The sequence below is a fragment of the Pantoea sp. OVA07A genome (assembly GCF_019969975.1).
Classification (GTDB): Bacteria; Pseudomonadota; Gammaproteobacteria; order Enterobacterales; family Enterobacteriaceae; genus Pantoea; species Pantoea agglomerans.
In genome coordinates this window covers 98,761-117,809 of the sequence record NZ_JAHXYM010000005.1, presented here as the reverse complement: position 1 = coordinate 117,809, position 19,049 = coordinate 98,761, and the positions used below count along the sequence as shown (strand labels likewise).

Sequence of the window (19,049 nt, the reverse complement as noted above, 5' to 3'; positions counted from 1 at the left end):
TTTTTTTTCATCGCCTTTTTTATGGATGCAGAAAAAGAAAACCGCTACGCAAACGTTTTCTTTTTCTGTTAGAATGCGCCCCGAACTGGATGCAGGGGTGCAATTGCACTGGCGCTGGAAGAGTTCATGATCTGGATTGATTACGTCATTATTGCGGTAGTTGGTTTTTCGGCTCTGGTCAGCCTGGTCCGTGGGTTTGTCCGGGAAGCCTTATCTCTTGTTACCTGGGGATGCGCGTTTTTTGTCGCCAGTCATTACTACGCCTACCTTGCAGTCTGGTTTACAGGTTTTGACGACGAACTGGTTCGTAACGGTATCGCCATCGGTGTGCTGTTTGTGGCAACCCTGATTGTGGGGGCCATTGTGAACTACGTTATCGGCACGCTGGTGGAAAAAACCGGCCTGTCGGGAACCGACCGGGTGTTGGGCGTCTGTTTCGGGGCATTGCGTGGTGTGCTGATCGTAGCCGCTTTGCTGTTCTTCCTCGATACATTCACTGGCTTTTCCAAAAGTCCGGACTGGCAACAGTCTCAACTCATTCCCGAGTTCAGTTATATAATCAGGTGGTTTTTTGATTACCTGAAAAGCACGTCGAGTTTTTTACCCCGGTGATGTGACCGGGAGTGCGGCTTAATGAGGAAATGACAACATGTGCGGTATTGTCGGTATCACCGGTTTCATGCCGGTCAACCAGTCGATCTATGACGCGTTAACGGTGCTCCAGCACCGCGGGCAGGATGCCGCAGGCATTTGTACTATCGATGCGCTGAAATGTTTTCGCCTGCGAAAGGCAAACGGCCTGGTCAGCGACGTTTTCGAAGCACGCCACATGCAGCGTCTGCAGGGCAATATGGGGATCGGTCACGCGCGTTATCCAACCGCGGGAAGCTCCAGTGCCTCTGAAGCGCAGCCATTCTATGTAAACTCCCCGTATGGCATCACCCTGGCGCACAACGGTAACCTGACCAACGCCCACGTGCTGCGTAAGCACCTGTTTGAAAAGGGCCGCCGTCACGTTAATACCACCTCAGATTCTGAAATCCTGCTGAACATCTTTGCGCAGGAGTTAGATCGTTTCCAAAACGATCCGCTGACAGCCGACAACATCTTTGCTGCGGTTGCTGCCGTGCATCAGCAGGTGCGCGGAGCCTATGCGGTGGTGTCGATGATTATCGGCCACGGCATGGTCGCCTTCCGTGATCCTAACGGTATCCGTCCGCTGGTGCTGGGCAAGCGCGTTATCGCTGATGGCCGCACCGAATATATGGTCGCCTCCGAGAGCGTGGCGCTGGATACGCTGGGCTTTGAGTTCATCCGTGACGTTGCACCGGGTGAAGCGGTTTATGTGACTGAGGCGGGCCAGCTGTCTACCCGCCAGTGCGCTGAAAATCCGAAAAGCAATCCGTGCCTGTTCGAGTATGTCTATTTTGCGCGTCCCGACTCCTTCCTCGACAAAATCTCGGTCTACAGCGCCCGTGTCCGTATGGGTACCAAGCTGGGTGAGAAAATTGCGCGCGAGTGGGAAGATCTCGATATCGACGTCGTGATTCCGATTCCTGAAACCTCCACCGATATCGCGCTGGAAATTGCACGTATTCTCGACAAACCCTATCGCCAGGGCTTCGTGAAGAACCGGTACGTTGGCCGTACTTTTATCATGCCGGGCCAGCAGTTACGCCGCAGCGCGGTGCGCCGCAAGCTCAACGCTAACCGCGCCGAATTCCGTGATAAAAATGTGCTGCTGGTGGATGACTCTATTGTTCGCGGTACCACCTCAGAGCAGATCATTGAGATGGCGCGTGAAGCGGGCGCAAAAAGGGTTTATCTGGCGTCAGCGGCGCCGGAAATTCGTTTCCCGAACGTCTACGGTATCGATATGCCCAGCGCCACGGAACTGATTGCGCATGGCCGTGAAGTGGAAGAGATTCGCCAGCTGATTAAAGCCGATGCGCTGATCTTCCAGGATCTGGACGATCTGATCGAAGCGGTTCGCGAAGAGAATCCGGACATTGCGCAATTTGAGTGCTCGGTGTTCAACGGCATTTACGTGACGAAAGATGTCGATCAGCAATATCTGGAGTATCTCGAGTCGCTGCGTAATGATGATGCCAAAGCGCTTCAGCGGCAGAACGAAGTCGAAAACCTCGAGCTGCACAACGAAGGCTGATACCTTCAGCAGGCGGGCAGCATAAAACAGGGCGGGAGCAATCCCGCCCTGTTTGTTTTCAGAAACCCGCAGGCCGCGTATGATGGCCCATTGGCTGAAATAAGGTTGGAATATGAAACGACTCATCATTGGCATCTCTGGCGCAAGCGGGGTGATCTATGGCGTGCGCATGCTGCAGGTGTTGCAGCAGGTGGAAGAAGTAGAAACGCATCTGGTTATGAGTCAGGCGGCGCGTCAGACGCTGGGACTGGAGAGCGATTATTCGCTGCGTGACGTGCAGGCGCTGGCCGATGTGGTGCATGACGTGCGCGATATTGCAGCAAATATCTCATCTGGATCGTTTAAAACGCTGGGCATGGCGATTTTACCCTGCTCAATGAAAACGCTCTCTGGCATCGTCCACAGTTACAGTGACTCGTTGCTGACCCGTGCGGCTGACGTGGTGTTAAAAGAGCAGCGTAAGCTGGTGCTGTGCGTGCGCGAAACCCCGCTGCATGTTGGCCATCTGCGAATGATGACCACTGCCGCAGAGCTGGGTGCCATTATTATGCCACCCGTGCCGGCATTCTATCATCGGCCTGAAACGATCGATCAGCTGATCGATCAGACCGTTAACCGGGTGATCGACCAGTTTGATATCGAATTATCGGAAGATCTCTTCACGCGCTGGCAGGGTGCATAAAGTTCCGCTGGCGCACTTATTTAGTGCATAAGCGCGCCTCGGATCACTCTTCGTGCATTTGACGCACCAAAAGTTAACAACGTCGCTTTTTCTCTTTTACTTCACTGCTATATTCCCCTCACAAACACAGCGTTTTCGCCTGTCTGACATCACGCTAACAGCGTGGTTAACTTGCAGAACTGGCATGAAACATGCTAATTACTTTGCGCAAACACATCACGAACCACATAACAAAAAGCACTTCACTTGAGGGTAATCTATGAAAAAGCGTGTTCTGGCTCTTTCCCTGATGCTGGGCTTATCCAGTGCTGCCAGCGTCTTCGCGGCGGTTCCGGGTTCAATCCGTATCGGCACAGATCCAACTTACCCACCGTTTGAGTCGAAAAACGCGCAAGGCAAGTTAGTGGGCTTCGATATCGACCTCGCTAACGAAATCTGTAAACGTATTCATACCCAATGTACCTATGTTGAGAGCGACTTTGATGCGCTGATCCCTTCGCTGAAAGCGAAGAAAATTGATGCCATCATCTCCTCACTTTCCATCACAGCGAAACGTCAGGAAGAGATCGCCTTCTCGGAAAAACTCTACGCCGCTAACGCGCGTTTAGTCGCGCCGAAGGGGTCGAAAATTGAGCCGACCATTGAGTCCCTGAAAGGCAAAAACATCGGTCTGCTGCAGGGCACCACCCAGGAAACTTACGCCAATCAGAACTGGCGGCCAAAAGGGGTGAACGTCACACCTTATGCAAACCAGGATCTGGTCTATCAGGATCTGAATGCCGGTCGTATTGATGCTGCCTTCCAGGATGAAGTGCAGGCCAGCGAAGGGTTCCTGAAGCAGCCGGTCGGTAAAAATTACGCCTTCGCCGGTCCGGCCGTGAAAGATGACAAGATTTTTGGCGTCGGTACCGGCATGGGACTGCGTAAAGATGACAGCGAACTGAAAGCCGCCATCGACAAAGCCTTTGCTGACATGCGTAAAGATGGCACCTACGACAAGATTGCGAAGAAATACTTCGATTTCAACGTGTACGGCGACTAACCATCCTGTCGCTTTACCCTCTGTGTCCGTTTTGCCGGGTCTGAGCCGGTTCTGCCAGGTGCAGAATCGGGTTCTTTTCCGCTAATGGCGGATGGCATCTGCAACAGAGAGGTAAAGCTAAACTGCCCGTCTCGCTTGCGGGCAGCGTTTCGTTTTCACCCCACGACAGGACCCTCTCGATGCTGTATGGCTATTCTGATGTAATTCTTCGGGGCACGCTGGTGACGCTGGAACTGGCGCTCACTTCCGTCGTGCTGGCAGTGCTGCTGGGCCTGATTGGCGCAGGCGCGAAACTGTCGCGCAGCCGGCCACTGGCGATGATTTTTGAAGGCTACACCACGCTGATTCGTGGCGTGCCAGACCTTGTACTGATGCTGCTGATCTTCTACGGTCTGCAGATTGTCCTCAACCAGATAACCGATGCGCTGGGTATGGCGCAGTTTGATATCGACCCGATGGTCGCCGGTATCATCACGCTCGGCTTTATCTATGGTGCCTACTTCACCGAAACGTTCCGCGGCGCCTTTATGGCCGTGCCTCAGGGGCAGATTGAAGCAGCAACCGCGTTTGGCTTTACCGGCGCGCAGGTGTTCCGCCGCATTCTGTTTCCGGCCATGATGCGCTACGCGCTGCCAGGCATCGGCAACAACTGGCAGGTGATTCTGAAAGCCACTGCGCTGGTCTCGCTGCTGGGGCTGGAAGATGTGGTGAAGGCGACGCAGCTGGCAGGAAAAAGTACCTGGCAGCCGTTCTACTTCGCCATTGTGGCCGGTGTGATTTATCTGGTATTTACCACGCTGTCAAACGGTGTGCTGTGGTGGCTCAACCGGCGCTATACGGTAGGTGTAAAGAGGGCGAGTTATGATTGATATTATTCAGGAATACTGGAAATCGCTGCTCTGGACTGACGGTTATCGTTTTACCGGTGTAGCTATCACCCTGTGGCTGCTGATCCTCTCGGTCACCATTGGCGGATGTCTGGCAATCCTGCTGGCGATAGCGCGGGTTTCCCCTAACCGGTTTATCAGCTTTCCGGTCTGGCTCTTCACCTACGTCTTTCGCGGCACGCCGCTCTATGTGCAGCTGCTGGTGTTCTACTCCGGCATGTACACGCTGGAGATTGTGAAAGGCACTGAACTGCTGAATGCCTTTTTCCGCAGTGGTCTGAACTGTACGCTGCTCGCCTTTACCCTCAACACCTGCGCCTACACCACGGAAATTTTTGCCGGTGCGATTCGCTCGGTGCCACACGGTGAAATTGAGGCGGCACGGGCGTACGGCTTCTCTACTTTTAAACTCTATCGCTGCATTATCCTGCCATCGGCGCTGCGAACGGCACTGCCGGCCTACAGCAACGAAGTGATTCTGATGCTGCACTCCACGGCGCTGGCCTTCACCGCCACCGTGCCGGATCTGCTGAAAATCGCGCGGGATATTAACTCGGCGACCTATCAGCCGTTTACCGCCTTTGGTCTGGCGGCTGTGTTGTACCTGATTATCTCTTACGTGTTGATCAGCCTGTTCCGCCTGGCGGAACGTCGCTGGCTGGCCCACGTGAAACCCTCTTCATCGCATTGAGTAGAACTATGGCTGACAATAAATTAAGCGTCACCGAATTGCATAAGCGTTACGGTGAACATGAAGTGCTGAAAGGGGTCTCGTTAACTGCTAAAGCGGGCGATGTGATCAGTATCATTGGATCGTCCGGCTCAGGGAAAAGTACCTTTTTACGCTGCATCAACTTCCTCGAAAAACCGAGTGAAGGCAGCATCATGGTGAATAACCAACAAATCACCTTAGTCCGTGACAAAGATGGTCAGCTCAAAGTGGCTGACAAAGAGCAGCTGCGCGCGTTACGTACCAGCCTGACCATGGTGTTCCAGCACTTTAATCTGTGGAGTCACATGACCGTGCTGGAAAACGTGATGGAAGCGCCGATTCAGGTGCTGGGGCTGAGTAAAGCGGCGGCGCGTGAGCGTGCCATCAAATACCTCGATAAAGTCGGAATTGATGCGCGGGCACAGGCAAAATATCCGGTTCACCTCTCCGGCGGTCAGCAGCAGCGTGTGTCGATTGCGCGCGCGCTGGCGATGGAGCCAGAGGTGTTGCTGTTTGACGAACCCACTTCGGCGCTTGATCCGGAGCTGGTCGGGGAAGTACTGCGCATCATGCAGAAGCTGGCTGAGGAGGGCAAAACCATGGTGGTCGTGACCCACGAGATGGAATTTGCCCGTCACGTCTCCAGTCATGTCATTTTCCTGCATCAGGGTAAAATCGAAGAGCAGGGACCGCCTGCGGAACTGTTCGGCAGTCCGAAAAGCCCGCGTTTACAGCAGTTCCTCAAGGGATCGCTGAAGTAACGGTTAGATGTTAGTTAAGGCGAGGGAATCAGGGCACCGGCGTAACGTGCCCTGCGCAGAATAAGTGCGAGCCGCGTTTGAGATTTTGCGTCATCTCTGCGTTCTGCCCTCGCACTCTGCATCCATGCTGAGATATCACTTTTGCAGTAGCTTCAGCGCCGTATCCTCATCGGTCACCAGTCCCGATACCCAGCCGCCCTGTAATGCGGCACGGATTGCTGGATACTTGCGCTCGCTACCCGCAAAGCCAATAATTTTACGCTGAGTCCGGCTTTCCAGTCGCACGCTGGTCAGTAGCTCATCCGTTTCGCCCCATACCCGCTCACCCTGCTGATTGAAAAAGTGACCGAGCATTTCGCCCACCACGCCGCGCCCATTTAGCGCCTCGACCTGCGCATCTGTGATGAATCCCTCGGCATTCAAAGGACAGCCCGGCATCACTTCGCCAATACCCACAAAAGCCACGTCCGCCTGTAATGCGCGATCAATGACGCGCTGGTAAACCTTATGCTGAACCCACATCGCTTTATCCTCTGGGGTGTCGGCGTATAAGGGCGCAGGGATAAAGAAATACTTACCTTGCATCTTTTCGGCCATCTTCAACGGTACGTCATAGCGTGTACCGGAATCATCCCGCGCGATGGCACCGATCATGGAAACGCAATGATGCTGCGGGCGATCAACCCAGGGTAGCGCATCGATCATTGAGCGCAGGGTTTTACCGGAACCAATACCGAACACCTGAGGCGTTTCCTCATTGATGAATTGTGTCATCACCGCCGCGCCTTCAACTGCCAGCATTTGTTGAATAGCCTCATCATTCAGACTGGCCGATGGCACAACGCGGCACAAATCCAGACCAAACTTCGCCTGTACCTCACGCGCCAGCTGCAGACAGTGTGTGACGGGATGATCAATTTTTACGTTCACCATGCCCATTTCACGTGCACTGGATACCAGCCGCTGCGCTACCTGTCGTGACAAACCCAATGCCTGCGCAATCTCCTGCTGTGTCACGCCTGCGACGTAATACATCCATGCAGCACGTGCGGCCAGCTCCTGCTTTTTTTCTTCTCTGCTCATCACGATGTTCCGTCGAATTTGAGGGGACATCTTAACGCCGTGCGGGTCGAAAAGCACTAACTGAGCAAAAGCCCTTAAAAAGAGCAAAAGTATTATTTGTGACTCGGCTCGCAGAAGGATCTTCGTAATAGGCACTATGCTACAGGTCATCGGGCAAATGCCCTTAGGTGTGGCAAATGTTTAAATGAGGCGATTATGAACAACCAATCAGTGTGGATGCACATCGGCGCGGGATCTTTTCATCGTGCACATCAGGCGTGGTATCTGCATAAACTGCGTGAGCAGGGTGATGAAAGCTGGAGCATCGCGCTCGGCAATATCCGTAATGACGCAGTGCCGCTGCTCAATCAGCTCGCGGCGCAGCAGGGAGAATATGTGCTGGAAACCGTGACGCCTGAAGGTAAGCGCGACTACGAAACCATCACTTCGCTGCGCAAAATTTTGCCCTGGGACAGTGATATCAGTGCGTTGATCGAGCAGGGGGCCAGCGCGGAAACACGTGTGATTAGCTTTACCGTGACCGAAGCGGGTTACTACCTGACGCCCGCGTTTACCCTGGATCTCAATCAGGCAGATGTGAAGGCCGATCTGGGTGGAGATATCCGCACCCTCTACGGCGCACTCAGCCATATTCTGACACAGCGTGTTGCGCAAGGCGGTCCGCCTGTTACGCTGCTGAACTGCGATAATCTGCGGCACAATGGTGAGCGTTTCCGTGACGCCTTCCTGGCGTTTCTTACGGCCAAAGGCGATACCGCGCTGGCCGACTGGGTGCGCACGCAAACCCGTTCACCGAATACCATGGTTGATCGCATTACACCCCGTCCTACTCCGGAGGTGGCAGAACGCGTGCAGGCGGCGACCGGCAAACAGGATGGCGCAGCAGTAATGGCCGAATCTTTTATTCAGTGGGTCATTGAGGATGATTTTATTGCCGGGCGCCCGGCGCTGGAAAAGGTCGGTGTTGAACTAGTGGAATCGGTACTGCCGTGGGAAGAGGCGAAAATTCGCATCCTCAATGCGACACATGCTGCGATTGCCTGGGCGGGCACACTGATTGGTCTGAACTATATCGATGAGAGCACCAGCCATCCGGCGATTTATCAACTGGCTCACGACTATGTGACCCAGGATGTCATTCCTTCTCTGTCTCCCAGCCCGCTTGATTTAGCGGATTATCGTGACGTGGTGCTGGCCCGCTTCAGTAATCCTTACATTAAAGATACCAATCAGCGCGTCGGTGCCGATGGTTTATCCAAAATTCCCGGCATGGTGACGCCAACCCTGCAACAGTGCTACCAGCGCGGTGCGCAGCCCACCGCAACGGCGGTGATTCCGGCACTGTTCTTCCTGTTTATGCAGCGATGGGCCGATGACAATTTACCCTATTGCTATCAGGACGGTGCGCTACAGGTCGATACGCTACGTAAGCAGTTCGCCAGCGCCGATCCGCTCCATGCATACCTGAGTGATAGCGCGCTGTTTGCGGAACTGGCATCTGATAAGGCGTTTCATGAGTTAGTCACCCGCCGTGTTGCGAGTTTGCAGCAGTGGCTGAAACAGCCTGAACTGGCGGCGGTGTAATTATGTATCTCGGCATTGATATTGGTACCTCAGAGCTTAAAGCGCTGATCATTAATACGCACGGTGAGATTGTTGCGGCTCAGCACGCCACGCTAAGTGTGCAGCGTCCCCATCCCCACTGGGCTGAACAGGATCCTGAATGCTGGTGGCAAGCCTGCAGCGAGGTTCTGGCGGGATTACGTCATCAGTTTCCTCTGGCATGGGCCGCGATTCGCGCTATTGGATTATCGGGACAGATGCACGGGGCCGTGTTGCTGGATGCCGGGGGGAAGGTGCTGCGTCCGTGTATCCTCTGGAACGACACGCGCAGTGCACCGCAGTGTGAAAGGCTACGGAAGAGCAATCCCCGGATAATGGAAATTAGCGGCAATATGATTATGCCCGGCTTCACTTTGCCGAAACTGCACTGGGTCGCGGAAAATGAGCCAGAAATTTTCAGCCGCATCGATAAGGTCCTGCTGCCGAAAGATTACCTGCGCTGGCGTCTTACCGGGCGCTTTGTCAGTGAGCCTTCGGATGCTGCCGGAACGCTGTGGCTCGATGTCTCCCGGCGTGACTGGTCGGAAGAACTGCTGGCCATCACCGGACTGAAGCGTGCCCAAATGCCTGAACTGGTAGAAGGCAGTGCCATAAGTGGACGCCTGCAGCCGACGCTGGCGAGCGAGTGGGGTTTATCTACTGCGGTTACTGTCGCGGGAGGCGGCGGTGACAATGCCGCATCGGCAGTCGGTGTGGGGGCGGTGAATCCCGGTGATGCGTTTATCTCATTGGGTACCTCCGGTGTGATTTTTGTCGTAAACGACCGCTTACGGGCTGACCCTCAATGCGGGGTGCACGCCTTTTGCCATGCGTTACCGGGCCGCTGGCACCAGATGAGTGTGATGCTTAGCGCCGCCAGTTGTCTGCGCTGGTTGTGCAATCTGCTGTCGGTCAGTGAAAGCCAGCTGATGGAGGAGATGGTCCAGCTCAGTGATGAGCAAGTGCGTAGCGCCCCGGTTTTCCTGCCCTATCTGTCTGGTGAACGCACACCACATAACGATCCTGACGCATCCGGTTCTTTCTTCAATCTGCGCCATGAAACCCCGCGCGCCTTGCTGGGCTATGCGGTGGTTGAAGGCGTGGCATTTGGGCTGGCTGATGGGTTGAGTGTGCTCGGCGATGCCAGGCATCACATTCAGCAGTGCAGCCTGACCGGTGGTGGCGCACGTAGCACATTGTGGGCTCAATTGATTGCCGATGTGCTGCAACTGCCCATTGTTACCCATCCCGCCAGCGCATCTGGCGCGCTGGGTGCGGCACGCTTAGCGTGGCTGGCTGATGGCGGCCTTGAGCATGAGGTGTGTCTGAAGCCGGCTGTGCAGGCACGCTACCAACCGGACGAGACGCGCGGTGCCGTGCTGCAAAAGCGGCTATGTCTGTTCCGGGAACTCTACATCCAGCAACAACAGGTGCGCAGTTTGCTGCCTGCATAACGACTAACCAGACAGAAGGTAATTGTGATGCAATCGAACGAATACTGGTTTGGCTTACCGAAAAAGATGTTCTGGGGTTTCCTCGCTATCGCAATCTTTATGGCGGGTGATGGCTTTGAAATGGCGTTTCTGTCGCGCCATATCACCGATATGGGCTTTACGCCCGCGCAGTCTGCAGTCGTATTCACCTTCTATGGCTTAGCGGCAGCCCTGGCGGCCTGGGCATCTGGCGTGGTAGCCGAGTTGATCACACCGCAGCGCGCGATGATGATTGGCTTTGTGTTATGGATCGTGATGCATACGCTGTTTATGTCGCTGGGGCTTGGCCTGCGCAACTATCCGCTGATGGTGCTGTTCTACGGCATTCGCGGGCTGGCTTATCCGCTGTTTATCTACTCTTTCATGATGATGCTGGTGCAGGTCTTACCGCGCGAAAAACTGGCGGCGGCGACCGGCTGGTTCTGGGCGATGTATTCTGTCGGCATCGGGGTGATTGGCAGCTATCTGCCAAGTCTCACCATTCCGATGCTGGGGGAAACGGGGACGCTGTGGCTGGCTATTATCTGGGTGGCCTGTGGTGGGATCCTCGCATACTTCAGCCTGCGCAAGGTACCGGTGGATCGCTCTCGTGTGAATTTGCCGATGCGTGACAAGATGACAGAGATGGCGCGTGCCGTGACCATCCTGTTCACCAATCAGAATGTGTTTTATGCCTGCCTGATTCGCATCATCAACACGCTGTCGCTGTTTGGTTTCGCCATTATCATGCCACTGCTGTTTGTCGATCGTCTCGGCTTTACCATCTCTGAATGGCTACAAATCTGGGCGGTGTTCTTCTTTGTCACTATATTTACGAATATCTTCTGGGGCCTCACGGGAGAGAAGCTGGGCTGGATCCGTCAGGTGCGCTGGTTTGGTTGCCTGGGGATGGCCATCTCCAGCCTGACCTTTTATTATCTGCCGCTGTATGCGGGTCATAACTTCTGGGTCGCATTAATCCCTGCGGTAATGCTGGGCATTTTTGTCGCCGCGTTTGTACCGATGACCGCTGTATTTCCCACGCTGGAACCGCATCATAAAGGCGCTGCGGTCTCTATTTACAACCTCTCCGCAGGACTCAGTAACTTTGTGGCACCGGCTATCGCCTCAGTCATGCTGCCGTTCTTCGACATTGTCGGTGTGGTATGGGCCTATACCGGGCTATACGTGTTCGCTGGCGTGCTGACCTTTATTATTCGTGTGCCACAACCGGGGCATACGCGTGAAGAGAAGGTAGTGAAGTCGCGTGTAGCAGAGCAGCGTAACTAACGAAACATACGGCGGCCCAGGGCCGCCGTATGTTTATCCTGCGACATCCTGCAGCGCTTCCTGCAAATCGTACCAGCGGAAACCAAAGCCTGAGGCTTCCAGCCGTTTTGGCAGCACATGCTGTCCTCCCAGCACCAGCACCGACGATTCGCCCATCATCAGTTTAATGGCGCTGGCAGGCGTGCGCATAAAGGCCGGACGATGCATCACCCGGCCCAGGGTGGCGGCAAACTGCTCGTTACGCACCGCGTAGGGAGCGACCATATTGAACGGACCCCGCAGATCATCATGCTCCAGCAGCCAGATAATGGCGTTTAGCATGTCATCAATGTGAATCCACGGCATGTACTGTTTACCACTGCCAATCGGCCCGCCGATGCCGAGTTTAAAGGGCAGCTTCATTTTGCTGAGTGCGCCGCCCTCAGACGCCAGCACCACGCCGGTTCGCAGCAGGCAGACGCGGGTGCGTTCGCTTTCAGCCGCGAGCGCCAGCTGCTCCCAGCGGGCGCAGAGCTGATGAGTAAACTCATCCTGACCCTGATCCTCTTCAGTCAGCACCAGATCGCCGGTGTTGCCATAAAAGCCGGTTGCCGAACCTGAGATCAACACGGACGGTGGCGTGGCGCTGGCGTTGATTAGTGAGACGACCTGCTCGGTTATCTGCCAGCGGCTTTCACACAGCTGCTGTTTATGCGGCTCCGTCCAGCGTTTGTCGGCAATAGGTTCTCCCGCCAGATTAATGACCGCATCGATCGTATCCAGGTTCGACTGTTGCGCCAGCCCTGACCAGAGCGCGACCTCTTCGCCCAGTTTTTCACGCGCGCTGACCACGTCACGCGTCACCACACTGATCTGATGCCCCAGCTGTTGCAGGCGCGGAATCAGGTGACGGCCAATCAGTCCCGTGCCACCGGTAATAAGAATGTGCATGTTGCGGCTCCCTTGATGTTTTTGTTATTTGCATCTTTCAGCATAGAAGAGTCGAGCCACTCTATCGTGAGTCGCGTCGCGCTTTCTTATTCCGGAGGCAGAGATCGGATCAGCTCAGCGTTGCCTTCCCAAATAAAAATCGGTAAACATGATGCAACCCTGACAGCCAATTGAGGTAACCGATGAATTATCCGTCCATCACCCTGTGGTCAGATTCATCATTTTTCAGTCCTTACGCCATGTCGGCCTATGTTGCTCTTACCGAAAAAGGGATCCCTTTCCAGCTGAAGCGCGTCGATTTGTCGCAGAATCAGCAATACGCCGCGGCTTACCGCGAGCTGTCGCTGACCTGCCGGGTTCCGACCCTGCAGATTGATGCGTTCCTGTTAAGCGAATCCTCGGCGATTACCGAATATCTTGAAGAGCGCTTTCCGGCGCCCGAATTTGAGCGCCTCTATCCCCGCGACCGCGAGAAGCGTGCCCGCGCCAGAGAGATCCAGGCCTGGCTGCGCAGTGACTTCCTGTGGATACGTCAGGAGCGTCCCACAGAAGTGCTGTTTGCCGGTGAGCGCTTTGCGCCGCTGACCGCATCAGCGCAGCAGGCGGTGGATAAACTGGTTATGGCCGTTGATCGCCTGCTGCCGGACGGGCAACAGAACCTGTTTGGCGAGTGGTCAATTGCGGATACCGATCTGGCGGTGATGCTTAACCGGCTGGTATTGCATGGCGATCCTTTGCCCGCGCGTCTGCGGGATTATGCTGAGTTTCAGTGGCAGCGAGCCTCAGTACAGCTGTGGTTAGCAGAAAGTGGTAAAAATCGGTAACAGCCAGGGCTTGCTCAGGCTGCCGGAAGTGATTACCTTACGCCACATAAAAATAAAGACGTGGCAAACTGCGTACCCAAGTGTACGCCAAACAGGAAAGGGTTACGGATGGTGGATCAAACTGCGGGTGACGGCATCGAGTGGGTCGATATCGTAAACGAAGAGAATGAAGTTGTTGCTCAGGCAACACGTGCGCAGATGCGCGCTGAGTGCCTGCGTCACCGCGCTACCTATATTGTGGTTCATGACGGTATGGGCAAGATTCTGGTGCAGCGTCGCACAGAGATAAAAGATTTTATGCCGGGCAAACTGGACGCAACCGCAGGCGGCGTGGTGCAGAGCGGTGAAGATATGCTGGAGTCTGCGCGACGTGAAGCGGAAGAGGAGTTAGGAATTGCCGCGGTGCCGTTTGCTGAGCATGGCAAATTCTACTTCGAAGATCAGCACTGTCGCGTCTGGGGCGGACTGTTCAGTTGTGTGTCACATGGGCCATTCGCCATGCAGGAATCGGAAGTCGATGAGATTATCTGGATGACGCCCGATGAGATCACCGCACGTTGTGATGAGTTCACTGACGATTCGCTTAAAGCGCTCTCTCTGTGGATGAGCCGCAACGGCGATAACCGGGCCTGAAAACGGGCGCTTTAACGCGTCTCAGCGATCCGCATTAAAGCCTCCGGCTCTGTTACCGGCAAAAAAAAGGCATGCCCTGGGGCATGCCTTTTGCGTTCTTACCTGACGCTTAGCCTTGTTCAGCCTGCTGAGACTGAATAGCGGTTAAGGCGATGGTATAGACGATGTCATCAACCAGCGCACCGCGCGACAGGTCGTTAACCGGCTTACGCATACCCTGCAGCATCGGCCCGATTGAGATCAGATCGGCTGAACGCTGTACCGCTTTATACGTGGTGTTACCGGTGTTCAGATCCGGGAAGATAAAGACGGTGGCGCGACCGGCAACCTGTGAATCTGGCGCTTTCGACTTCGCCACATCTTCCATGATCGCGGCGTCATACTGCAGCGGACCATCAATGACCAGATCAGGACGTTTTTCCTGCGCGATACGCGTTGCTTCACGCACTTTTTCAACGTCGCTGCCTGCACCTGACGTGCCGGTAGAGTAGGAGATCATCGCAACACGTGGATCGATACCAAAGGCTTTAGCAGAGTCGGCTGACTGAATTGCGATCTCAGCCAGCTGCTCAGCGGTGGGATCCGGGTTAATTGCGCAGTCACCGTAAACCAGCACCTGCTCCGGCAGCAGCATAAAGAACACCGATGAAACCAGTGAGCTGTTAGGCGCTGTTTTGATCAGCTGCAGAGGCGGACGAATGGTGTTGGCGGTGGTGTGAACCGCACCTGAAACCAGGCCATCCACTTCGCCACTTTCCAGCATCATGGTGCCCAGCACCACGTTATCTTCCAGTTGTTCCTGGGCGACCACTTCGGTCATGCCTTTGCTCTTACGTAGCTCAACCAGACGCGGCACGTAGTTTTCACGCACCTGTTCCGGATCAACAATCTCAACCCCTTTGCCCAGTTCGACACCCTGAGCCGCAGCAACACGCTGAATCTCATCCGGGTTGCCTAACAGTACGCAGGTAGCGATACCGCGTTCAGCACAGATAGCGGCCGCTTTAACCGTACGCGGCTCGTCACCCTCTGGCAGCACGACGCGTTTGCCCGCTTTGCGCGCCAGCTCAGTCAGCTGATAGCGGAAGGCCGGTGGCGACAGGCGACGGCTGCGCTCTGACGTGGCGGTCAGTGACTCAATCCAGTCAGCATTAATGTAGCTGGCAACATATTCCTGCACTTTCTCGATGCGCTGCGTGTCGTCAGCGGGCACTTCAAGATTAAAGCTCTGCAGGCTCAGAGAAGTCTGCCAGGTATTGGTTTTCACCATGAACACCGGCAGGCCGGTCTGGAAGGCACGGTCACAGAGGCGCGCGATACGATCGTCAATCTCGTAGTTACCGGTCAGCAGGATAGCGCCAATCTCAATGCCGTTCATGGCGGCCAGACAGGCGGCGACCAGTACATCCGGGCGGTCTGCGGAAGTCACCAGCAGTGAGCCTGGACGGAAATGCTCCAGCATGTGCGGGATACTACGGGCGCAGAAGGTGACCGATTTAACCCGGCGGGTCTGAATCTCACCTTCGTTGATGATGCGCGCATCCAGGTGGCGGCACATATCGATTGCGCGGGTGGCGATCAGATCAAAGCTCCATGGCACGCAGCCCAGCACCGGCAGCGGGCTGTCTGAGAACAGCTGCTTAGGATCGATATTGGCGATGCTGGCTTTTGACGAGTCATCAAAAATTTCTGACAGGTCAGGGCGGGTACGCCCCTGATCATCGACCGGCGCGTTGAGTTTATTGATGATCACGCCAGTGATATTTTTATTCTTCTGACCGCCGAAGCTGCTCTGCGTCAGTTCAATGCGCTCTTTCAGCTGGGCCGGAGAGTCATTGCCCAGCGCCATCACGAAGACGATTTCCGCATTCAGGGTTTTCGCGATTTCATAGTTCAGCGCGTTGGCGAACTGATGCTTACGGGTAGGGACCAGACCTTCAACCAGTACCACTTCCGCATTCTGCGTGTTGGCATGGTAACGGGAGATGATCTCTTCCATCAGCACATCCTGCTGGTTCGATCCCAGCAGTGATTCAACACGTGACATCTGCAGCGGTTCAGCGGCAGGAATCGAAGAGTTCTTACGGATAATAGTGGTGGTTTGATCCGGCGTATCGCCGCCGGTACGCGGCTGAGCAATCGGCTTAAAGACGCTGAGCCGAACGCCTTTGCGCTCCATGGCGCGGATAACGCCGAGGCTGACGCTGGTCAGGCCGACGCTGGTGCCGGTCGGAATGAGCATAATTGTACGTGACACGTTTGAACCTCTCAGTAATGGCAGGGTGTCAAAAACAACTCCGTCAGCCTGAGCTGACGGAGAGAAGTGTTTACGCAGTCAGACGCGCGGCGTCCTGGGCGATGACCAGCTCTTCGTTGGTCGGGATCACCAGCGCCGGGCGGGTGCCTTCTTTATTGATGTAACCAGACTTGCCGAAACGGGCCGCCAGGTTGCGATCGTGATCGACGTCAAAGCCCAGCAGTGCCAGTTTTTTCAGTGAGAGTTCACGAACCATCGCGGCGTTTTCACCGATGCCGCCAGTAAATACCACGGCGTCCAGGCGGCCATCCATCAGCGCAGTGTAGCTGCCGATATATTTCGCCAGGCGATGACAGAAGACATCCATTGCGCGCTTCGCATCTTCTTTGGTGGTGTAGTTATCTTCCACGTAGCGGCAGTCGCTGGTGACTTCAGTCAGACCTAACAGGCCAGACTCTTTGGTCAGCAGTTTATTGATGGCATCGACGCTCATACCCAGCGTATCGTGCAGGAAGAAGATAATTGCCGGGTCGATGTCGCCACTGCGGGTACCCATCACCAGGCCTTCCAGTGGGGTCAGGCCCATTGAGGTGTCCACACACTCGCCGTTGCGAATGGCAGAGACAGAACCGCCGTTACCGAGGTGGCAGGTAATAATATTCAGTGACTCAAGCGGCTTGTTGAGCATTTTGGCCGCTTCATGGGTCACATAGAAGTGGCTGGTACCATGCGCGCCATAGCGACGAACGCCATGCTCTTTATACAATTTGTACGGCAGCGCATAGAGATAAGACTCTTCCGGCATTGTCTGATGGAAAGCGGTGTCAAATACCGCGACATTCTTATCTGACAGGTGCGGGAAGTTTTTCATCGCTTCATCAATACCGATCAGATGAGCCGGATTGTGCAGCGGTGCAAAAGAAGAGGCGTCTTTGATGCCCTGTACCACTTCTTCAGTGATGATGACTGACTGAGTCAGCTTCTCGCCGCCATGAACGATACGATGGCCGATTGCAGCAATTTGTGCCGAAAGCTCAGGTTTTTGTGCCAGAATGGTTTTAACGATAAAGTTCAGCGCTTCACTATGCGCTGCGCCAGCACCCAGAGGCGCTTCCTGTTTTTCGCCTTCCAGCTTCCATTTGATGCGGGCTTCAGGAAGGTGGAAACATTCCGCCAGGCCAGACAGGAATTCTTCACCGCTGGCAGGGTTGAGGATGGCAAACTTAAGGGAAGAGCTGCCACAGTTCAGAACCAGAACTAACTTACTCGACATGGAAGTACCTATTTTTTGAGAGTGGCTAAATAAAACGCAATCAGACTAACAGCGTAGCCCATGAAAGCTGGTAGATTAATGACAAACATCATGCGGTAGACAGAATTCTGCATTTCCGCAAAAAATTTCGGCAATCTTACGCGAAAATTTGAAGATTGCCTCGTCTGAACCTGGCTCAGGCCTCTTCCCAAAAGCGCAATCCGCTTCCGGAAAGGGGGTAAAACGGCGTCAGAATAGCTGGAGTCACCTTTAAAGACAAAAATAATTGAAGGATGTCACGTAAAGTTGTGTAGTTATAACTATTTTTTAATTTTTACAGTATTAGTTGAGGTGAGCCATGGCGAATGAATCTGGCAGTACCAATTGGTTTCGGATGTTTCAGCGCGGCCAACACTATATGAAGACCTGGCCGGCTGATAAGCGCCTGGCACCTATGTTCCCGGAAAACCGTGTTTCATCGGCAACGCGTTTTGCTATTCGCTTTATGCCCCCTTTGGCGATTTTTACGCTGACCTGGCAGATCGCGATGGGCGGTCAGTTAGGCCCGGCCGTGGCGACCGCGCTGTTTGCCTGTACCCTGCCGATGCAGGGATTATGGTGGCTGGGAAAGCGTTCTGTGACGCCGCTGCCGCCGACGCTGCTTAACTGGTTTCATGAAGTTCGTGCCCGGCTGGAAGAAGCGGGGCAGGCGACAGCGCCAGTAGAAGGCAAGCCGACCTATCAGGCGCTGGCCGATCTGCTAAAGCGGGCGTTCAAACAACTCGACCGCACTTTCCTCGACGATCTCTGACCTATCCCGGGCTGGCGGTAAAATATTTACCGCTAACCTGCGGCCAAATCAAAGAATGGTGATACGGCGATTTCCGTGTCGCTAACGCTGTGCAATGATTTCTCCATTGTCGATTAACTGAGCGGTCTCTGACCGGGAGTAAATGATGGAAATGACCCATGCGCAGCGTTTGATTCTCACTAATCAGTACAAAATGATGGCCATGCTTGAGCCGGAAAATGCGGAGCGTTTTCGCCGTTACCAGACCATCATCGAGCGCGGTTATGCGCTGCAGATGCGGGAGCTGGACAAAGAGTTTGGCGAACTCAGCGAAGCGATCTGCCGGACGGTGATCGATATTATGGAAATGCATCACGCTCTCCACGTCTCCTGGTCGAACCTTAAAGAGAAAGGTGAGCTTGAAGAGCGGCGTCTGGCCTTTCTGGGCTTCGATGCGGCAACGGAAGCGCGCCTGCTGGGTTATGTCCGTTTTATGGTCAATACAGAAGGGCGTTATACCCACTTCGATTCCGGCACCCATGGTTTTAATGCGCAGACCCCAATGTGGGAAAAGTATCAACGGATGTTAGCTTTGTGGCAGACTTGTCCGCGCCAGTACCATTTAAGTGCAAACGAAATTGCGCAAGTGATTAATGCCTGATGAG

The 19,049-nt window shown here is 54.7% G+C and carries 18 protein-coding genes; 14 read left to right on the top strand and 4 right to left on the bottom strand.

Annotation, left to right across the window (positions count from 1 at the left end):
- Positions 1–126 precede the first annotated feature (126 nt).
- The 7 genes from cvpA (at position 127) to hisP (ending at position 6,251) form a co-directional block, all read left to right on the top strand.
- Complete coding sequence (gene cvpA / locus LC417_RS16350; protein ID WP_003854265.1) at positions 127–612, top strand: colicin V production protein; 486 nt, start codon at positions 127–129, stop codon at positions 610–612.
- Between the two features lie 37 nt (positions 613–649).
- Positions 650–2,167 carry an amidophosphoribosyltransferase gene (gene purF / locus LC417_RS16345; protein ID WP_010258001.1) on the top strand — a complete coding sequence of 506 codons (1,518 nt, stop codon included), beginning with the start codon at positions 650–652 and terminating at the stop codon, positions 2,165–2,167.
- A 112-nt stretch (positions 2,168–2,279) separates the two neighbouring features.
- Positions 2,280–2,849 (top strand): UbiX family flavin prenyltransferase, encoded by a 570-nt coding sequence (locus LC417_RS16340; protein WP_010258003.1) that lies wholly within the window; start codon positions 2,280–2,282, stop codon positions 2,847–2,849.
- A 259-nt stretch (positions 2,850–3,108) separates the two neighbouring features.
- Positions 3,109–3,891 carry a lysine/arginine/ornithine ABC transporter substrate-binding protein ArgT gene (gene argT / locus LC417_RS16335; RefSeq protein WP_010258004.1) on the top strand — a complete coding sequence of 261 codons (783 nt, stop codon included), beginning with the start codon at positions 3,109–3,111 and terminating at the stop codon, positions 3,889–3,891.
- A 179-nt stretch (positions 3,892–4,070) separates the two neighbouring features.
- The gene (locus tag LC417_RS16330) at positions 4,071–4,760 is read left to right on the top strand and encodes a histidine ABC transporter permease HisQ (protein WP_010258006.1); all 690 of its coding nucleotides are present in this window, start codon (positions 4,071–4,073) and stop codon (positions 4,758–4,760) included.
- Entirely contained in the window at positions 4,753–5,469 is a 717-nt protein-coding gene (locus LC417_RS16325; protein WP_010258010.1) for an ABC transporter permease, read from the top strand. The genes LC417_RS16330 and LC417_RS16325 overlap by 8 nt, the downstream gene beginning before the upstream one ends.
- An 8-nt stretch (positions 5,470–5,477) precedes the next feature.
- Positions 5,478–6,251, top strand: coding sequence for a histidine ABC transporter ATP-binding protein HisP (gene hisP / locus LC417_RS16320; RefSeq protein ID WP_010258014.1), 774 nt, complete (start codon positions 5,478–5,480; stop codon positions 6,249–6,251).
- Between the two features lie 135 nt (positions 6,252–6,386).
- Here the strand turns inward: hisP and LC417_RS16315 are convergent, their stop codons facing one another.
- Positions 6,387–7,334 carry a sugar-binding transcriptional regulator gene (locus LC417_RS16315; RefSeq protein ID WP_010258017.1) on the bottom strand — a complete coding sequence of 316 codons (948 nt, stop codon included), beginning with the start codon at positions 7,332–7,334 and terminating at the stop codon, positions 6,387–6,389.
- Positions 7,335–7,529: 195 nt separating this feature from the next.
- On the opposite strand from LC417_RS16315, the gene dalD reads away from it, so the two are divergent.
- From dalD to LC417_RS16300, 3 genes are read left to right on the top strand one after another with little or no spacing between them, the layout of a single operon-like run.
- Entirely contained in the window at positions 7,530–8,918 is a 1,389-nt protein-coding gene (dalD, locus tag LC417_RS16310) for a D-arabinitol 4-dehydrogenase (RefSeq protein ID WP_010671449.1), read from the top strand.
- Between the two features lie 2 nt (positions 8,919–8,920).
- Positions 8,921–10,390: a xylulokinase gene (xylB, locus tag LC417_RS16305; RefSeq protein WP_033758495.1), complete on the top strand. Its 1,470-nt coding sequence runs from the start codon at positions 8,921–8,923 to the stop codon at positions 10,388–10,390.
- Positions 10,391–10,417: 27 nt separating this feature from the next.
- Positions 10,418–11,698, top strand: a complete 1,281-nt coding sequence (locus LC417_RS16300; protein ID WP_010258025.1) for an MFS transporter — start codon at positions 10,418–10,420, stop codon at positions 11,696–11,698.
- Positions 11,699–11,731: 33 nt separating this feature from the next.
- On the opposite strand, the gene LC417_RS16295 is transcribed toward LC417_RS16300, so the two are convergent.
- On the bottom strand, positions 11,732–12,628 hold the full coding sequence (locus LC417_RS16295) for a TIGR01777 family oxidoreductase (protein ID WP_060680640.1): 897 nt from the start codon (positions 12,626–12,628) through the stop codon (positions 11,732–11,734).
- 182 nt (positions 12,629–12,810) lie between these two features.
- On the opposite strand from LC417_RS16295, the gene yfcF reads away from it, so the two are divergent.
- Together yfcF and yfcD are read left to right on the top strand one after the other, a co-directional pair.
- Positions 12,811–13,452, top strand: a complete 642-nt coding sequence (yfcF, locus tag LC417_RS16290) for a glutathione transferase (RefSeq protein ID WP_010258032.1) — start codon at positions 12,811–12,813, stop codon at positions 13,450–13,452.
- Positions 13,453–13,560: 108 nt separating this feature from the next.
- Entirely contained in the window at positions 13,561–14,085 is a 525-nt protein-coding gene (yfcD, locus tag LC417_RS16285; RefSeq protein WP_010258035.1) for an NUDIX hydrolase YfcD, read from the top strand.
- A gap of 109 nt (positions 14,086–14,194) precedes the next feature.
- Here the strand turns inward: yfcD and pta are convergent, their stop codons facing one another.
- Together pta and ackA are read right to left on the bottom strand one after the other, a co-directional pair.
- Positions 14,195–16,327 carry a phosphate acetyltransferase gene (gene pta, locus LC417_RS16280; RefSeq protein WP_031292718.1) on the bottom strand — a complete coding sequence of 711 codons (2,133 nt, stop codon included), beginning with the start codon at positions 16,325–16,327 and terminating at the stop codon, positions 14,195–14,197.
- 85 nt (positions 16,328–16,412) lie between these two features.
- The gene (ackA, locus tag LC417_RS16275; RefSeq protein WP_010258040.1) at positions 16,413–17,615 is read right to left on the bottom strand and encodes an acetate kinase; all 1,203 of its coding nucleotides are present in this window, start codon (positions 17,613–17,615) and stop codon (positions 16,413–16,415) included.
- A gap of 337 nt (positions 17,616–17,952) precedes the next feature.
- Here ackA and yfbV point away from each other — a divergent pair, with 337 nt between their 5' ends.
- The gene (yfbV, locus tag LC417_RS16270) at positions 17,953–18,405 is read left to right on the top strand and encodes a terminus macrodomain insulation protein YfbV (RefSeq protein ID WP_010258042.1); all 453 of its coding nucleotides are present in this window, start codon (positions 17,953–17,955) and stop codon (positions 18,403–18,405) included.
- A gap of 145 nt (positions 18,406–18,550) precedes the next feature.
- Positions 18,551–19,045: a YfbU family protein gene (locus LC417_RS16265; protein WP_010671451.1), complete on the top strand. Its 495-nt coding sequence runs from the start codon at positions 18,551–18,553 to the stop codon at positions 19,043–19,045.
- The last annotated feature ends 4 nt before the right edge of the window (positions 19,046–19,049 follow it).